This window comes from Bacillus sp. CECT 9360 (assembly GCF_918741275.1).
Classification (GTDB): Bacteria; Bacillota; Bacilli; order Bacillales; family DSM-1321; genus Peribacillus.
The window spans coordinates 90,861-106,681 of sequence record NZ_CAKKNA010000013.1 but is presented as its reverse complement, the minus strand read 5'-3'; the positions used below and the strand labels follow the sequence as shown (position 1 = coordinate 106,681).

The 15,821-nt window shown below is 43.4% G+C and carries 18 protein-coding genes; all 18 read right to left on the bottom strand.

Going from position 1 to position 15,821, the window contains the following annotated elements; genetic code table 11:
- Window positions 1–276: 276 nt before the first annotated feature.
- The 18 genes from dprA to rpsP all read right to left on the bottom strand — a co-directional run bounded on the left by dprA (window position 277) and on the right by rpsP (window position 15,816).
- Window positions 277–1,158, bottom strand: coding sequence for a DNA-processing protein DprA (gene dprA, locus LQ216_RS16070; protein WP_230130478.1), 882 nt, complete (start codon window positions 1,156–1,158; stop codon window positions 277–279).
- Between the two features lie 100 nt (window positions 1,159–1,258).
- Window positions 1,259–2,161, bottom strand: coding sequence for a succinate--CoA ligase subunit alpha (sucD, locus tag LQ216_RS16065; RefSeq protein WP_230130477.1), 903 nt, complete (start codon window positions 2,159–2,161; stop codon window positions 1,259–1,261).
- Between the two features lie 18 nt (window positions 2,162–2,179).
- Window positions 2,180–3,340, bottom strand: a complete 1,161-nt coding sequence (gene sucC / locus LQ216_RS16060) for an ADP-forming succinate--CoA ligase subunit beta (RefSeq protein ID WP_230130476.1) — start codon at window positions 3,338–3,340, stop codon at window positions 2,180–2,182.
- A 340-nt stretch (window positions 3,341–3,680) separates the two neighbouring features.
- Entirely contained in the window at window positions 3,681–4,748 is a 1,068-nt protein-coding gene (locus tag LQ216_RS16055) for a MupG family TIM beta-alpha barrel fold protein (RefSeq protein WP_230130481.1), read from the bottom strand.
- 66 nt (window positions 4,749–4,814) lie between these two features.
- Window positions 4,815–6,176, bottom strand: a complete 1,362-nt coding sequence (locus LQ216_RS16050; protein WP_230130475.1) for a PTS transporter subunit EIIC — start codon at window positions 6,174–6,176, stop codon at window positions 4,815–4,817.
- A 30-nt stretch (window positions 6,177–6,206) separates the two neighbouring features.
- Entirely contained in the window at window positions 6,207–7,091 is an 885-nt protein-coding gene (gene murQ, locus LQ216_RS16045) for an N-acetylmuramic acid 6-phosphate etherase (protein WP_230130474.1), read from the bottom strand.
- Window positions 7,092–7,242: 151 nt separating this feature from the next.
- The gene (locus LQ216_RS16040) at window positions 7,243–8,100 is read right to left on the bottom strand and encodes a MurR/RpiR family transcriptional regulator (RefSeq protein WP_230130473.1); all 858 of its coding nucleotides are present in this window, start codon (window positions 8,098–8,100) and stop codon (window positions 7,243–7,245) included.
- A gap of 100 nt (window positions 8,101–8,200) precedes the next feature.
- Window positions 8,201–8,482, bottom strand: a complete 282-nt coding sequence (locus LQ216_RS16035) for a FlhB-like flagellar biosynthesis protein (protein ID WP_230130472.1) — start codon at window positions 8,480–8,482, stop codon at window positions 8,201–8,203.
- Window positions 8,479–10,419, bottom strand: a complete 1,941-nt coding sequence (locus LQ216_RS16030) for a hypothetical protein (RefSeq protein ID WP_230130471.1) — start codon at window positions 10,417–10,419, stop codon at window positions 8,479–8,481. The genes LQ216_RS16035 and LQ216_RS16030 overlap by 4 nt, the downstream gene beginning before the upstream one ends.
- Window positions 10,420–10,445: 26 nt before the next feature.
- A complete protein-coding gene (locus LQ216_RS16025) occupies window positions 10,446–11,222 on the bottom strand; it encodes a ribonuclease HII (RefSeq protein WP_230130470.1) in 777 nt (258 codons plus the stop codon).
- A gap of 132 nt (window positions 11,223–11,354) precedes the next feature.
- Window positions 11,355–12,218 carry a ribosome biogenesis GTPase YlqF gene (gene ylqF, locus LQ216_RS16020; protein ID WP_230130469.1) on the bottom strand — a complete coding sequence of 288 codons (864 nt, stop codon included), beginning with the start codon at window positions 12,216–12,218 and terminating at the stop codon, window positions 11,355–11,357.
- 23 nt (window positions 12,219–12,241) lie between these two features.
- Window positions 12,242–12,793 (bottom strand): signal peptidase I, encoded by a 552-nt coding sequence (lepB, locus tag LQ216_RS16015; protein WP_230130468.1) that lies wholly within the window; start codon window positions 12,791–12,793, stop codon window positions 12,242–12,244.
- A 175-nt stretch (window positions 12,794–12,968) separates the two neighbouring features.
- Entirely contained in the window at window positions 12,969–13,316 is a 348-nt protein-coding gene (gene rplS / locus LQ216_RS16010; protein ID WP_230130467.1) for a 50S ribosomal protein L19, read from the bottom strand.
- Window positions 13,317–13,444: 128 nt separating this feature from the next.
- Complete coding sequence (gene trmD / locus LQ216_RS16005; RefSeq protein ID WP_230130466.1) at window positions 13,445–14,179, bottom strand: tRNA (guanosine(37)-N1)-methyltransferase TrmD; 735 nt, start codon at window positions 14,177–14,179, stop codon at window positions 13,445–13,447.
- Window positions 14,179–14,697, bottom strand: a complete 519-nt coding sequence (rimM, locus tag LQ216_RS16000) for a ribosome maturation factor RimM (RefSeq protein ID WP_230130465.1) — start codon at window positions 14,695–14,697, stop codon at window positions 14,179–14,181. Before rimM ends, trmD begins: the two co-directional genes overlap by 1 nt.
- A 10-nt stretch (window positions 14,698–14,707) precedes the next feature.
- Window positions 14,708–15,094 (bottom strand): YlqD family protein, encoded by a 387-nt coding sequence (locus LQ216_RS15995; RefSeq protein WP_230130464.1) that lies wholly within the window; start codon window positions 15,092–15,094, stop codon window positions 14,708–14,710.
- A 205-nt stretch (window positions 15,095–15,299) separates the two neighbouring features.
- Complete coding sequence (locus LQ216_RS15990; protein ID WP_117305467.1) at window positions 15,300–15,530, bottom strand: KH domain-containing protein; 231 nt, start codon at window positions 15,528–15,530, stop codon at window positions 15,300–15,302.
- A gap of 13 nt (window positions 15,531–15,543) precedes the next feature.
- Window positions 15,544–15,816, bottom strand: coding sequence for a 30S ribosomal protein S16 (gene rpsP, locus LQ216_RS15985; RefSeq protein ID WP_117305323.1), 273 nt, complete (start codon window positions 15,814–15,816; stop codon window positions 15,544–15,546).
- Between the last annotated feature and the right edge of the window lie 5 nt (window positions 15,817–15,821).

Sequence of the window (15,821 nt, the reverse complement as noted above, 5' to 3'; positions counted from 1 at the left end):
CTATATAATTAATGATTTAATGATTTAATTTTGGCTCATTCATGTGAAACCAGAGTTTCACATGAATGAGCCAAAGCTGAAAGGTTGCTCCAACAGGATAGGCCGAGAGAAAGCTCGCTTTCTCCCCGGCCTATCCTGTTGGAGCTTAAATGAGCCAAAAATTTATTAATGCGTAATCTTCAGTTCAACTTATATAGCATGATATATCGGCTTATAAAAAATCATACACGTTTCTGCCGATAAGCAAAAAGATAAAGAACTCAGGATGTGTATGATTTATTTAAATACCCTGCTCATTCCGGCTTCAATATCACTTGCCTGGAATACAAGCTTTGCCCCGTCCTGAATTAATAAGTGGCAGCCTAAAGAAAGCTCACTTGTCACATTTCCAGGCAGCGCGAATATATCTCTTCCATGCTCAAGGGCATATTCGGCCGTAATTAACGAGCCGCTGTTCCGCTTTGCTTCTATTATAAACACACCTTGCGACAGTCCGCTGATAATTCGGTTTCGCATCGGAAACATCCATGGCTCCGGACGCCTTCCCGGGGGAACCTCTGAAAGCAACAATCCTTTTTTCATAATCTCGAGCGTTAAAGGGAGGTTTTCCTTTGGATACATGTGAAAAAGTCCTCCGCCTAACACTCCAATTGTCTTTCCTTTTTCCTTTAAGGAAATTTCATGTGAAAGGGCGTCAATTCCGGCAGCCGCTCCACTGATGATAACATATCCTTTGTGAATAAGCGGAGGCAGAATCAAATTCAACGCCTCTTTTCCGTACGTTGAAGGCTTTCTTGATCCTACGACACCTAAAGCAGGACTTTCTCTCAATAAAGTTCTTTGTCCTTTTAAATAAAGCACCCAGGGCGGATCGAATATTTGCTTTAATAAAAAGGGATAATCCTCATCCATGATCGTCATACATTCAATTTTGTTTTCAGAGTATTGTTTGGTTAGTGAAAACATATCAAGCGAGTGGAGGTCTTTGAAAAACAGCTGTAGTTTTGAAGAGGTCAGAGGGAGAATTTCCTGCCATGTATTCAATGGCCAATTATAGAGATTTTTAAGCGAAGGATCGTGAGCCAGAACCTTACGGATTGATTTCCAGCCAATACCACGGCAGTGATGCAAATGAATTAACTTTTCTCTTACGTTCAAAAAGAGATCACTCCTTTTTGGGGATTTTTTTGCGAGGAATTGTAAAAATTCAATACAGAAATCGCCCCTCAACAAAAAATGAGGGGCGATCATTGCAAAATTAATGGGTCTTACACTTGTCGTATAGACCTTTTTCTTTAAGGACAGAAATTAAGGTTTCTCCCATTACAGATGGAGTCTCAGCCACTTTAATGTCACATTCGTTCATGACACGGATTTTTTCGTCAGCTGTCCCTTTGCCCCCGGAAATAATCGCACCGGCATGGCCCATGCGCTTTCCAGGAGGTGCAGTGCGTCCGCCGATAAAGCCGACAACAGGCTTTGTCATGTTAGCCTTCACCCACTGTGCTGCTTCTTCTTCAGCGGTTCCGCCGATTTCACCGATCATGATCACTGCATATGTTTCAGGGTCTTCATTGAATGCCTTTAATACATCAATGAAGTCTGTTCCGTTTACAGGGTCTCCCCCGATCCCAACAGCTGTAGACTGTCCAATTCCAGCCTGTGTTAATTGGTGGACGGCTTCATATGTCAATGTTCCTGAACGGGAAACGACGCCTACATGCCCTTTTGTATGGATATAGCCAGGCATGATGCCGATTTTACACTCATCCGGTGTGATAACACCCGGGCAGTTTGGTCCGACAAGACGCGTTTTTTTGCCTTCCATATAGCGCTTGACTTTTACCATGTCAAGAACTGGTATATGTTCTGTAATACAAATGGCAATATCCAGCTCGGCATCTACAGCCTCGAGTATTGCATCAGCCGCAAAAGGGGCCGGGACATAGATAACTGAAGCAGTAGCACCAGTCGCTTCTTTTGCCTGGCTGACTGTATTGTATACAGGTACGCCTTCTGCTTCTGTACCGCCCTTGCCTGGAGTTACACCAGCAACAATTTTTGTACCGTATTCAAGCATTTGTTTTGTATGAAATAAAGCCGTTGAACCAGTGATACCTTGAACAATGACTTTTGTATCTTTATTAATAAATACGCTCATTTTGGTCCCCCCTGCCTATTATCCTACAAGCTCTACGATTTTTTGTGCACCGTCTGCCATAGATTCAGCAGGCGTAATGTTTAAACCTGATTCTTTTAAGATTTTCTTACCAAGATCGACGTTTGTCCCTTCAAGACGGACAACAAGCGGCACTTGCAAGCCAAGTTGTTTCGCAGCTTCCACTACCCCTTCAGCGATTACATCACACTTCATAATACCGCCGAAGATATTAACGAAGATGCCTTTAACTTTTGTATCAGAAAGGATAATTTTAAATGCTTCCGTAACCTTTTCAGCTGTGGCACCGCCCCCAACATCAAGGAAGTTTGCCGGATCTCCGCTGTAGTGCTTGATGATGTCCATCGTCGCCATCGCAAGTCCCGCACCATTAACCATACAGCCAATATTTCCATCTAGGGAAATATAGCTTAAGTCATATTTGGAAGCTTCGATTTCCTTTGGATCTTCTTCATCAAGATCACGGTATTCTAAAATGTCTTTATGGCGGTATAGAGCGTTGGAATCGAAGTTCAACTTCGCATCCAATGCCATGACATCACCATCACCTGTTACGACAAGCGGATTAATTTCTGCAATGGAGCAATCTTTTTCAACGAAAGCTGTATAGAGTCCGTTCATAAATTTAACGGCTTTATTAACAAGTTCTTTCGGGATATTAATGTTAAATGCTATTCTTCTAGCCTGGTAGCCTGTAAGGCCGACAACCGGATCGATTACTTCTTTGAAGATTTTTTCCGGTGTCTTTTCGGCTACCTCTTCGATCTCGGTACCGCCTTCTTCAGAAGCCATCAGGACAACTGAGGAAGTAGCGCGGTCCAATACTAGACCAATATAATACTCTTTCTTGATGTCGCAGCCTTCTTCGATCAGTAAGCGCTTTACTTCTTTGCCAACTGGTCCTGTTTGGTGCGTAACAAGCGTTTTCCCCAGAATTTCCTGTGCATATGTACGTGCTTCGTCAAGATTTTTCGCAACTTTAACACCGCCGGCCTTGCCGCGTCCGCCCGCATGGATTTGCGCCTTAACGACTACAACCTGTGAACCCAATTCCTTGGCAGCTTCCACTGCTTCATCAACAGTAAATGCCACACGGCCATTCGGAACGGATACCCCGTATTTTCTGAGGATTTCTTTCCCCTGATACTCATGGATATTCATTTCCCATCCTCCTTGTCGACTATGCGATTTTTGAGAAAATGAGTGTATTTTCAGACACATTAAGTCCTGGTACACCATTTTTCCAGTCCAGGCATCAAATAATTGCTAAATGATGTCGGAAATTATTTATTCGACTGCTTTTTAATTGTATAAAAAGTAAAATTGCTTGTCTACTATAACCTCTTAAATTAATAGAACTTATTTAATTTTTCTACTATTCTTCTGCAAGCGGTTTATTTTTATGTTAATATAATTATTTGCCTTGCTATTATAATTGATTTTGAAGTGTCCCTTTAAGAGAATTCATGCAATTAATTTCCTAACATACCAAATCAGAACATTATATTTCGATCAGTCTGAAGTTTGTACCTCCATTGATAAATGGAAGCAGTGGCACATCTTCATCGATCACTTTCCCGACCACGTTTACCTTTTCATCCTGCTCCAAATCCTTAAGCGCAATCTGCAATTCCCCCTGATATCTTCCGTACTTATTATTATCGATGGTAATGCAGCCTTTTGATCGGGCTACCGTGTTTACGTTCTCAAATGTATTGCCTGTCACTTGCGCCATGCCCCTTGATGTTTCTGATCGGATAACGTCCCTAGCCTGGTCCCATCTGTTTCGATGCTCGGCCTGGAGCGTCCGATTCGTTGCTTCATCGGTTTGATTTTTTTTGTACCTGATTGGAATGAACCCTTTTTGGTAGGATGAAAACTGCGACAAAGTTTCATTATTTACAGACAGGTCACCAATAAGGACTTTATCAATGTGGCAATTGTTTTGCAGGTCTAATGCCGCATGGAACGGGGATATATGCCTATGGTCCTCGAGTGTTGGCAGCCCCTGAAAAAGCGGACCCCGTAAATCCTTGTCCCCCGGGATGAAGGCCATCACGGTGAATCCTCTTTCCTTCAGCCATATATTTCTCTGGATGAATCTTTCTCTATCGAGTCCTGTTTCCGGACGCGGATAAAAGTTATGCCATGCTTCTGTTTGGGAGAGATCAATGTTATGTTCCTCCAATTCTATTAATAATGCTTGATTGATCGTACTGGCATTCAGCGAAATTTTCATTTTTCTTGATAATTCTGCCATCACCTTTGGAGGAATGCCGTAATCCATCCGCAATCCCGTTACGCCGAGCGAACGGATCTCCGGAATTTTTTCATACGTATAGCCTAGGTTTTTCAGAGTGGCGGGCGAAATATCGGCCATCAATTCCATTTCGTTTTCTCTCGCCTGCTCACCTAAAGCCTCCAATAATACCTTATCCTGTTCTGAAACATCTTCCGGGATATGGAGTGAGGTAAAAATCGACCTGAATCCTGCGCAGGACATATCTTTTATATAATCCCCCTGTGACGAATGGTTGAGCTTTCCTAGATAAACAGATATACCAAGCAAATTAAACACCCTTTCTATTATTCTCCTAAAATGGAAAAGGAGAGAATTTCTTCTCTCCTTCGTCCATTATTTCATATTATCTGCCATTTCCTCTTTAAATCCAAACAAATAAGTGAACAGAAACCCAAAGGTATAAGCAACAACCAGCCCAAGAAAATAAAGGATATACTTATTGTCTGCGATCAAAGGAATAAGCGTCAATCCGGATACCCCGATTCCTTCGGAGGCAGTCTTTGCAAATGCCTGGAAGGCTCCGCCCATGGCCCCGCCAAGACAGGCAGTGATAAATGGGCGTCCGAGCGGAAGCGTTACTCCATATAGCAAGGGTTCCCCGATTCCTAAAAACCCGACCGGCAAGGCCCCTTTTATGACATTTTTTATTTTCTTATTTTTCGTTTTAACATAAACGGCGATCGATGCGCCAACTTGGCCCGCTCCGGCCATGGCAAGAATCGTAAGAAGCGGGGTTACACCTGTCGTGGTTATGAACTCCAGATGGATCGGCGTTAACCCGTGATGGAGACCGACCATAACCAGCGGGAGGAATGTTCCGGCCAAGACCGCTCCTGCAACCACTCCACCGACATCGAGGATTGCGTTGATTCCGGTTGTGATTCCTTCAGACAAATATCCGCCAACCGGCTGGATCACTATCAGTGTTAAGATACCAACAAATAATACCGTGATTAATGGAGTGAAAATGATATCGACAGCATTGGGCACAAATTTTCGGACTCGCTTTTCCGTTACGGCCATCAGCCATGCTGCGAAAATAACCGCAAACAATCCGCCCCGGCCCGGCACCAATGCTTCTCCAAACAATGTTACTGTCGCCAGTGCAGGATTAAAAACAAAGATACCGGCAATGGCACCAAGGGCAGGTGTCCCTCCAAATTCCTTCGCGGTGTTCCAGCCAACGAGCACACCTAAGTAGGCAAAAATCCCGCCACCCATAAATAACAAAAGCTGTAACCAAGTTGTTTTCTCATCAACACCGGCATTTTTAGCAAAATTCGCTACCCCGTTGATGATACCTGAAGCAACCAGGGCCGGAATTAACGGGATGAAGATATTTCCGACCTTGCGGAGCAGATTTTTGAAAGGTTTGTTATTTTTCGCCTTGATTTCATTCCGCTGCCTTGTGGCTATATCTCCATCATCGGCTACCTCCCCGACTGGAAGTCCGGTCAGCTTGCTCATTTCAGCTGCTACCTTTGTCACCAACCCTGGGCCGATAACGATTTGAAGTGTTTCATCGTCTATGACACCCATCACACCGTCAATGGCCTTGATTTCTGAAATATTTGCTTGATCACCATTTTTTAATTGAAGGCGCAGCCGGGTCATACAATGGGTAACACGCCCGATGTTAGAAATCCCGCCGACTTTTTCACTGATTTCTTTTGCCAAACGCTCTTCCTTTTTCATATTTCTCCCCCGCTTTCTTATATCTAAAGCTTATAATGCCTTTCTGACAAATCCTTCTGAATGTTTCAGGCGGTTTCGCGCTTCTTCTGCCGAACAATTAGTCAGGATCATGACGATAGCAGTTTTAACATCCCCGTTTGCGTCCCGGTAAAAAATCTCGGCTGTTTTCTCATCTGTTTCGGCCGCCTGCATGATAATTCTTTTCGAACGTTCCACAAGCTTCAGGTTGGTTGGCTGTACATCCACCATTAAGTTTTTATACACCTTGCCAATGCCGATCATCGTCGCTGTTGAAATCATGTTCAGCACCAATTTTTGGGCGGTGCCCGCCTTTAAACGTGTAGATCCTGTCAAGATTTCGCTGCCGGTTTCGATTTCAAGCGCGATTTCTGCATATTTGCTGATTTCAGCATCTTTATTGCAGGCGATGCTACCGTTAAACGCTCCTTGCTCTTTAGCAAATTTCAGCCCACCAATCACATAGGGAGTTCTCCCGCTGGCGGCAATTCCAATGACGATGTCGTTCTTATTCAGATTGATTTCTGCAAGATCTGACGCCGCTAATTCCTCTGAATCTTCCGCACCTTCGACCGCAGCCATGAATGCCTTATTCCCTCCGGCAAGGAGACCTTTCACCATTTCAGGGGAAGTCCCAAAAGTAGGCACACATTCCACTGCATCCAGTATTCCTAACCTGCCGCTCGTGCCTGCGCCCAAATAGATCATTCTTCCCCCGCTTTTCAGGGATTGGATGGCCAGTTTTACCAGCTTTTCAATCTGGCTTAATTCCTTTTGAATGGCACGCGGCACCGTTTGGTCTTCTTCATTCATGACCCGCAGAATTTCCTCCGTGCTCATTTCATCTAAATTCATTGTTCGATCATTTCGGTTTTCAGTTGTTAGTTTCTCCAGCACGCAATCACCTCAAAGTACACACAAATTATGAAATGGGCCATTTCATGTATTGATTACGCTTTCATTATAGCGAAATAGAAATTTAAAATCAATATATATATTAATATATATGAATTTAAATTTCATATATACCAAAAAAAAATCTCTCTTTTTAGCTTTTTTTCTTCTTTGTTACCTGTTCTCTCGACTTGTTAAAGGAGCCTAAAACACCTTCCCCCATCTGATGGAAGATGCTTAAATAAAGGGCATCAATGATATTTAATTGAGCCATTCTCGAAGCAATACTGCCGATACGATGTTCTTCTTCGACATCAGGAATGCATAGCTTTAGGTCGGCTGCCTTATAGAGCGGCGATTTTTTCAAAGCAGTCAAAGCAATTACCGTGACTTTCTGTTCCTTCGCAAACGCGGCCAGCTCTAAAACTTCCTTTGTTTTTCCGGAAGTACTGATCAGCATCAAGGCATCTCCCTGCTTCATTACCGACAGTAGTGAAACGGCATAATGAAAATCAGCGGATACAGTGGCATTAAGTCCGAGTTTCATAAGTTTATATTGCGCGTCAATGGCCGGAGCATATGAGCCGCCTACACCGAATAATGCAATTTTTCCCGCTGACTTTATGTTTTTTACCGACAGTTCAAATTCCTTTTTATCTAACGTATTTAAAGAGAGTTCGATGGCTGACTTATTGAAATAAGTAACTTTATGAAAAAGGCTTGATGGAGTATCCTTCGACTGCAAAAGCGAAAAATCATTTATGTTTTCCTCTGAGACAGTATTTTCTTTTGCAAGCACAACTTTAAGCATTTTAAAGCTGCCGACGCCAATTGTCTTGCAGAAGCGGACAATGCTTGCTTCGCTCGCTTCGGCTTGCCTTGCCAGTTCCTTGGTCGTCATTGTCGGAATAAAATTAGGATGATCCAATATATACAATGCAACTTTTTTTTCAGCATCCGTAAATTGCGAAATATTATTTTTGATTTTTGTCAGAATTCGTAATTCATTCACGCGCCAAGCCCCTTTTATTTTTTGATAAAATTTTTATTATCTGCTTTTTTATTTTATCCTTTTCAGGCAGTCTCAACCTATACATGGGAGAATCCCCCTGTTACTCAGGGTGATTCTTCATTCCTTTATCTATTTTATAGATAAAGGCAAACACCTCAGCAACCACCTGATACAATTCCTCAGGGATGGTCTCGCTAATATCAAGTTTGCTGAGAAATTCAGCCAGGGATGGATCCTCCATGACCGGAATATCATGCTTATTAGCTGCTTCGAGAATATTATCCGCCACCTTGCCTTTGCCTTTTGCAATGACCTTAGGCGCAGAATTCTTTTCGCTGTCATATCTAAGTGCGATCGCTTCTTTTCGTTTATTTGCTTTCATATTCTGATATCGACCCCACTATAAGGTTTACTGCCCGCAGATATGTTTTGTTTTTGGCTTATTTGCTTTGCTTCACCTTCAAAAACAAGACTCGATAGCCTGTAATTCATATCCCCAAGATTGTTTTTGAGTGATTCCGTCAAAGGACGGGAAAGCTGCTCCAGTTTTTCGAAATGCTCGTTTATCACGCTGATCTTCAAGATTCTGTTTTGAATCTGCATATCGATCACTGTTTCCCGCATTTGCTCGAGATCCAGATAGAATAATACCCGGCAATAATCCGGATCAATCGCCCCACTGCTTTTTTTTCTTCCGCTCCATTGTAATGTCAAATCTGTTTGAAAGCCGGAAAGGTTCAGCGGGAGTTGCATAAAAATATTTTGGAGCGGCCCGTTGTCCTGAGACAACAACTGTTGCGCCGTTATCCGGTTCAAAACCTGTTCTGCAGCATCCTTAATCGGTGGATGCTGAGTTTCGACAAGCAGCTTCATGAGCAGCGGCTTTAGCGTGGCCAGCTCCTCGGTCGATGCCTTCGTCTCCATCCCTCTTCCGTTCGCTAAAGAATGCTCCATGTTCAGCCCGAGCAGCTTTACGATATCTTTCACAAATTCTGAGGTTGGAGCACCCTTCGTGAAATCAATAGGTCTTTCTGCCGCGGCGATGATTTGTTTTAATAATCTTCTTTCCACTGGTTCAAGCTCGACTGTTTGCTGAGCTGCTTCCAATTCTACATGAATCATTTCCGCAAGTCGTCCACGCGCCTGTTCCGGTTTATAGTGGCTGCCGTTCACTGCTGAAAAAAGGATGTCCTTATTGATTGGCTTTTGTTCCGTGATACGTTCTTCTCCGTTGCTGACTAAAAGTGTTAGCAGAAGCTTTTTGGTAAGCTGCACCACTTCATTTCCCCTTAAAAGAGGGGAATCTGGCCTATCGAGCTTGCTTAAGGATTCAGTTCCTCGCTTCACCGCTAATTCAACATTTACTTTCCCCGACTGGCTTAGCAGCTGGTTAAATAGCGTCAAAAGCTTTTCGGCTTCTGGAGCGGCTCCCTTTTGTTTTGCGACGGCATATTGCAGGATAAGCGACAGGCTCTCTTTAAGGACGGGCGGCAATTGACTTTTATCGTTTTGAGAAGCCAGGATTATTCTTTCGATAAACTCTCCCTCATTGATGCTTTGAGGGATAAAGCCTGCTTTCTGAAGAATCGTATAAGCGGATTTTTGCGTTTCCAAAGGTGTTTTTAGATCAAGCCAACTTGCAAGCAATTTATCAAGCGCATTCGAAGCGTTCTGATTTTGTTTTGGAACAATCACTTTTTCTAGGAGACCTTTTACCTGTTGTAAAATTTCCGTATCAGTGCCCTCGATATGGCGGCTAATTTGTTGATGCAGCTTCGTTAAATCGGAAGAAAGCGATTCAGCCTTCCCTAATGATTGTAAGGCAGCGAAGACATCATTCGTAAAAGGAAGGTTCATTGCATGCATCGTCTTAATATTGGCAAGAGTGCCTCCGGTGTTAGCCGATGTTTTGAGCCACCGCAAAGACAATTCAAAGTTCTCTTTCGTAACCGGCAGCTGATTTTTCAATAGAAACCTTGCCAGTTCGAGCGATTCCTTCCCTTGAGGCACGGCTAAGTGAGCCACCAGCTGTTCTGCGGCCCCTTTTAGCCCGATATTTTCAAAACCTGGAGCGGGATTCAGCAACTTTAAATGCAGCTTTCCTTCCCCCGGTTGTACCTGCAGCCAGTATCTTTCACCAACTTTAAGCGGAGCATCGAGAACGGCCATGATTTTTTGGTTTCCGATTTGGACCTCCGCGGTCTGATTCGGATAGATTTTATTTATTTTCCCGAGAATAATCTGGCCAGTTTGGAGCCCGGCCGGTTGCGGTTGCATATTTTGAGTTAGCGGCTGTTGTATCAGATTTACTGGCTGCATGCTTTCACTTCCTTTCATGCATCTTTTTATTCTCCGTCCACTTCCCTGACTGGAGAAAAACTTCTCCTATGCCATGGTGTCGCTCCATATGTATGTAAGGCTTCCAAATGTTTCGCGGTTCCGTAACCCATATTGTTTTCGAAATCGTAACGCGGGTGCTTTTTAGCATACTCCCGCATCATTCCGTCCCTTGTCACTTTCGCGATAATCGAAGCGGCAGCGATTGAAATACTCTTTGCATCCCCTTTAATGATTGAAAGCTGAGGCATCGGGACGACAAGCTCCATCGCATCTATCAGCAAATGGTCCGGTGTTACGACAAGGTCCGCTATCGCCGCAAGCATCGCTTTTTTGGTTGATTCATATATGTTCCAGCGGTCAATTTCTTCACTATGCAAAATTCCGATACCAGTCGAAACGGCTTCCTTCATGATGATTTCGTAAAAAATCTCGCGCCTGGCCTCAGGGATTTTCTTTGAATCGTTCAACCCTTCCAGATAAAAGCCTTCCGGTAAAATTACCGCACTGGCAACGACTGGTCCTGCCAGCGGCCCTCGTCCCACCTCGTCAATACCCGCAATGGATTGAAATCCCTGACTCCGCAGTGATTGTTCATAATTCGACATCTGTTCGAAATGCTTCTGCGCATTCATTTGCTTTTCATAGTCGCGATTCCACTTGCTTACAAGATTGATAACTCCTATTCTCGTATCCGCTTTGCATTCCGCCAAAAAAGGATCGGCGGGATCGCTGATTTCTCTAAGGGTCCGCTCTATTTCTTTTATATTTTTTGTCTGTTTCATTTCAGCTCACCATCTTCATTACTTTTATCGGTTAGTCTTTCAAAATTTTCATAAAAAAAGCAGGACTAAAGCTCCGGATAAAATGCCAAACTCTCGCATTGTTTTATCAATAAGCTCCAGTACCCGCATTTGCTATTCTGACCCTGCAACATCGTTCGGTGTTTCAAATGATAAAGGCCCAAATTTCTCAGACCGGATTTCCCTGACGACCAGTTCAGCCGTTTTATCATAGTCGACCATTCCGCCGCCCATTAAACAGCCTCTAAACGATCCAATCTTATCAAAAAGCTCCACTGTTTCCTCCGGGATCTCATCAAGGTTGTACCGTTTCTTTAATCGCTCCGGGTACTCTTTCTCGAGATATCTCAACCCGTAAAGAGAAATATCGTGGAGGTTCAACAACGTATCTTTAATCGCGCCGGTCAGCGCCAGCTTCGTTCCGACTTCCTGATCCTCAAATTTAGGCCAGAGGATCCCCGGGGTATCCAAAAGCTCAAGCTCTTTGCCAACCTTAATCCACTGCTGTGCTTTTGTCACACCGGGAGTATTCCCGGTTTTGGCAATATTTCTTTTGGCCAGCCGGTTTATCAGCGTCGATTTCCCGGCATTTGGAATCCCGACAATCATCGCCCGGATGGCCCTCGGGTTGATTCCTTTAGCCCTCATGCGGTCAAATTTCTCTTTCAGCAATTCCTTGGAAGCTGCCGTAATTTTATTCAAACCGTCGCCTGCCTGGGAGTTAATCGCAATCGCCATTTTCCCCTGGCCTTTATAATAATCAAGCCACTGCTTCGTTTTCGCCGGATCAGCCATGTCCGATTTATTCAGTAAAATAATTCGCGGTTTATGCTGGATGATTTCATCAATCATCGGATTTCGCGATGCTAAAGGAATCCGTGCATCGACGAGCTCATAGACTATATCAATGAGCTTTAGCTTCTCAGTTACTTGTCTTCTCGCTTTGGCCATATGGCCCGGAAACCACTGTATTGTCAATGGGGTTCACCTTTCTTGCTCTTCTATTTTACCATCCGGAAATCATCAATCGGCCAATAGACCATGTCGGTTTCACCCAGTACGTCTTCCATCTTTACTGCGCCGATATGGCGGCTGTCCTTGCTGAAGCGCCGGTTATCACCCATTACAAACAGGGTGCCTTCCGGTACCGTATCGCGACCGATATAGTCCTCTAACGTAAATGGTTCGGTCAGCGGCCCGTCTATGACCTGCTTTTTGGATTCATCAAGATATGGTTCTTCATAAGCCTTGCCGTTCACATACAATGTATCGTCTTTATACTCGATCCGGTCGCCTGGCAAACCGATTACGCGCTTTATGTAATCCTTTTTTTCGGGAGCATGGAATACGATAATATCAAAACGGTCAGGTTCTCCAAAAGTATAACCGATTTTATTGACAATCATACGATCCTGGTCGTGCAGTGTCGGCATCATCGATAAGCCTTCAACTACGATCGGGGCGAATAAGAAATACCTGATGACCACCGCTAAAAGCACGGCAATGATCAGCGCCTTCGTCCATTCCCAAATCTCGTTTTTCTTCTTCGCCATTTTCATCACCCTTAATGAAAGAATAATAACATCTTACAATTTAATTTTACAAATAGGAAGGAAAATAAACCTATCCAGATAATTCAGAATAAATCTTCCATTAACAGTTCCCTCAGAAACAGCATTAAAAAAGGAGCCTGATGAACAAGCTCCTTTTTTTAAGAAAATTACTTTATTAGCGGCGGATCTCTTTGATACGAGCTTTCTTACCGCGTAGTTCACGAAGATAGTACAGTTTGGCACGACGTACTTTACCGTGACGTATTATTTCGAGGTTGGCGATTTTTGGTGTGTGCACAGGGAATGTACGCTCGACTCCGACACCGTAAGAAATCTTACGGACAGTGAAAGTTTCGCTGATCCCGCCACCACGACGCTTGATTACAACACCTTCGTAAACCTGAATACGTTCACGCGTACCCTCGACAACTTTTACGTGTACACGTACAGTGTCACCAGGACGGTATGAAGGAAGGTCAGTGCGAAGCTGTTCTTTAGTAATGTCATGAATAAGTTGTTGCATAGTTTTCTACTCCTCCCGGATGCTCTTACACATTAGCCTTTGCAGCGGAACATCGTTATAAGACTTAAGCGTTTGGACCCAAGTCACGAAAATCATCATACCATATATGGCGGGCTATTGCAATATGGTCAACCCTCTTTTTTTAACTCTTCTAGCAATTTCTTTTCGATATCGCTTAGTTGATAATCTTTAAGTAAATCCGGACGTCTCGTCCATGTCCGCCGCAAGGATTCCTTCATCCGCCACTCTTCAATTTTCTTATGATTCCCTGATACAAGCGTATCAGGCACCTTCATCCCGCGAAAATCAGCCGGACGGGTGTAGTGCGGATGCTCAAGCAGGCCAGACGAATAGGAATCAAGCACAGGAGAATCTTCGTTACCTAACACGCCGGGAAGCAGTCTGACAACGCTGTCGATAATCACCATGGCCCCTAGCTCCCCACCGGTAAGCACATAATCGCCAATCGATATTTCATCGGTAACGAGATGCTCCCTAATTCTTTCATCATAGCCTTCATAGTGGCCGCATACGAAAATCAAGTGTTCCTCTTTAGCCAACTCTTCCGCTTTTCTTTGGCTGTATTGCTCCCCCTGAGGGCATAAGAGGATAATCCGTGGCTTTTGCACAGCTTCTTCCTTTAAGGATGATACCGCATCAAAAATCGGCTGCGGCTTCAAAACCATCCCCGCTCCGCCCCCATATGGATAATCGTCGACCGTTGCGTGCTTGTTGTCCGCAAAATCGCGGAAATTGGTCACCTTATACGTCACAGCTTCCTTCTCGGCCGCTTTTTTTAAAATGGATGAGCCAAGGACACCTTCGAACATTTCCGGAAAGATAGACAGAATATCAATCTTCATCAGTCAAGCAGTCCTTCCATCGGAACAATGGTGATCTTTTTCGAGTTAATATCTATCTCTGAAACGATATCATCAATATAGGGAATCAAGATATCTTTTCCACCTTTTCCCTTAACGACCCAGACATCGTTAGCACCCGGCGTTAATATCTCCATTATCTTTCCTATCTCCACATCCTCATCGGTGAAAATCGTACAGCCGATGATTTCATGGAAATAGAATTCTCCTTCATCCAGCTCTCCCAGCTGAGATTCCGGAACCTTCAATATCCCGCCTTTGAGCGATTCTGATAAATTGACATTGGTGTAATCTTCAAATGTTAATAAATCGAAATTCTTATGGGTGCGGTGAGACATTATTTTTAAGGCAATGGGCTTGTTTTCATTTTCCTTAAAAAGATATAGCGTATTGCCTGGTTTATATCGTTCCTCCTGGAAATCCGTTCTTGAAATAACCCGGATTTCCCCCATGATTCCATGCGTATTAACAATTTTACCGACATTAAACCATTTTTCCATTCTCTCACCTCTAACGGATTTCTGAAACGATTCCATCTTTGACTACGATGGTCTTCGTTTGGATGAGTTCATCCCAATTGGCGCCGATTTCAACATCGACAATACTTTCAACTTCTCTCTCCTTTAACTCGCTGCCAACTGGCAGGATGTCTAATTGCTCAATTTGGAAATCGAGAAGTTTTATTTTTTCCTGTCTGCTGTTGATTTCTTTTTCAAAATGGGCGCGAAGGCTGGCTGGTTGGAACTTTTTCGTCTTCTCGAGCTTCTTTAATTCAAAACGCAGCTGGTCGCCTTCTTTTTGCAGTTGTGCTTTCTTTGACTTATATTTCTCAAGGAGCTGATTCTTGCTGGAGTCGGTCAATACTTGATTGACAATTACATTCTGGAGAATTTTCATTCCAGCGCCTCCTTTAACTTAGGTACGTAATGTCTATGTATATTAACTTAGAATTTCCTGATATCAGAATCCTACTCAAGTTTCTTTCTATTAGACACCGGTGATACACTTTTTTATGATATTGGCTCTGTTATAAAGGATTGTTGATCAATAGAGATATTTAACATAGCTGTATATTAAAAAAGGAAGGGTGTTAGCCCCTCCCTTATTCGGAAATTTCCAAATAGATTTTCTTATGCTGTGAAGATCCTGCTGCATAGACCACAGTCCGAATCGCCTTAGCAACGCGCCCTTGTTTTCCGATAACTTTCCCCATATCATCCTTGCTTACAGAAAGGATGAAGGTGATTTTGTCATCTTCCTCCCTAGAAGTCACTCGGACTTCTTCGGGATGATCCACAAGTGCAGAAACAATCGTTTCGATTAATTCTTTCATTGATAATGGTCGATTACTTGCTTAGTTTAGCATTGTGGAATTTTTCCATAATGCCTTCTTTTGAGAATAAGTTACGAACTGTGTCAGATGGCTTTGCACCGTCTTGCATCCATTTTAAAACAAGTTCTTCGTTGATTTCAACTTTAGCCGGTTGAGTAATAGGGTTGTATGTTCCAACCACTTCAATGTAACGACCGTCACGCGGTGAACGGGAATCTGCAACTACGATACGATAGAAAGGAGATTTTTTAGCTCCCATACGTTTTAAGCGAATTTTTACTGCCATAATAA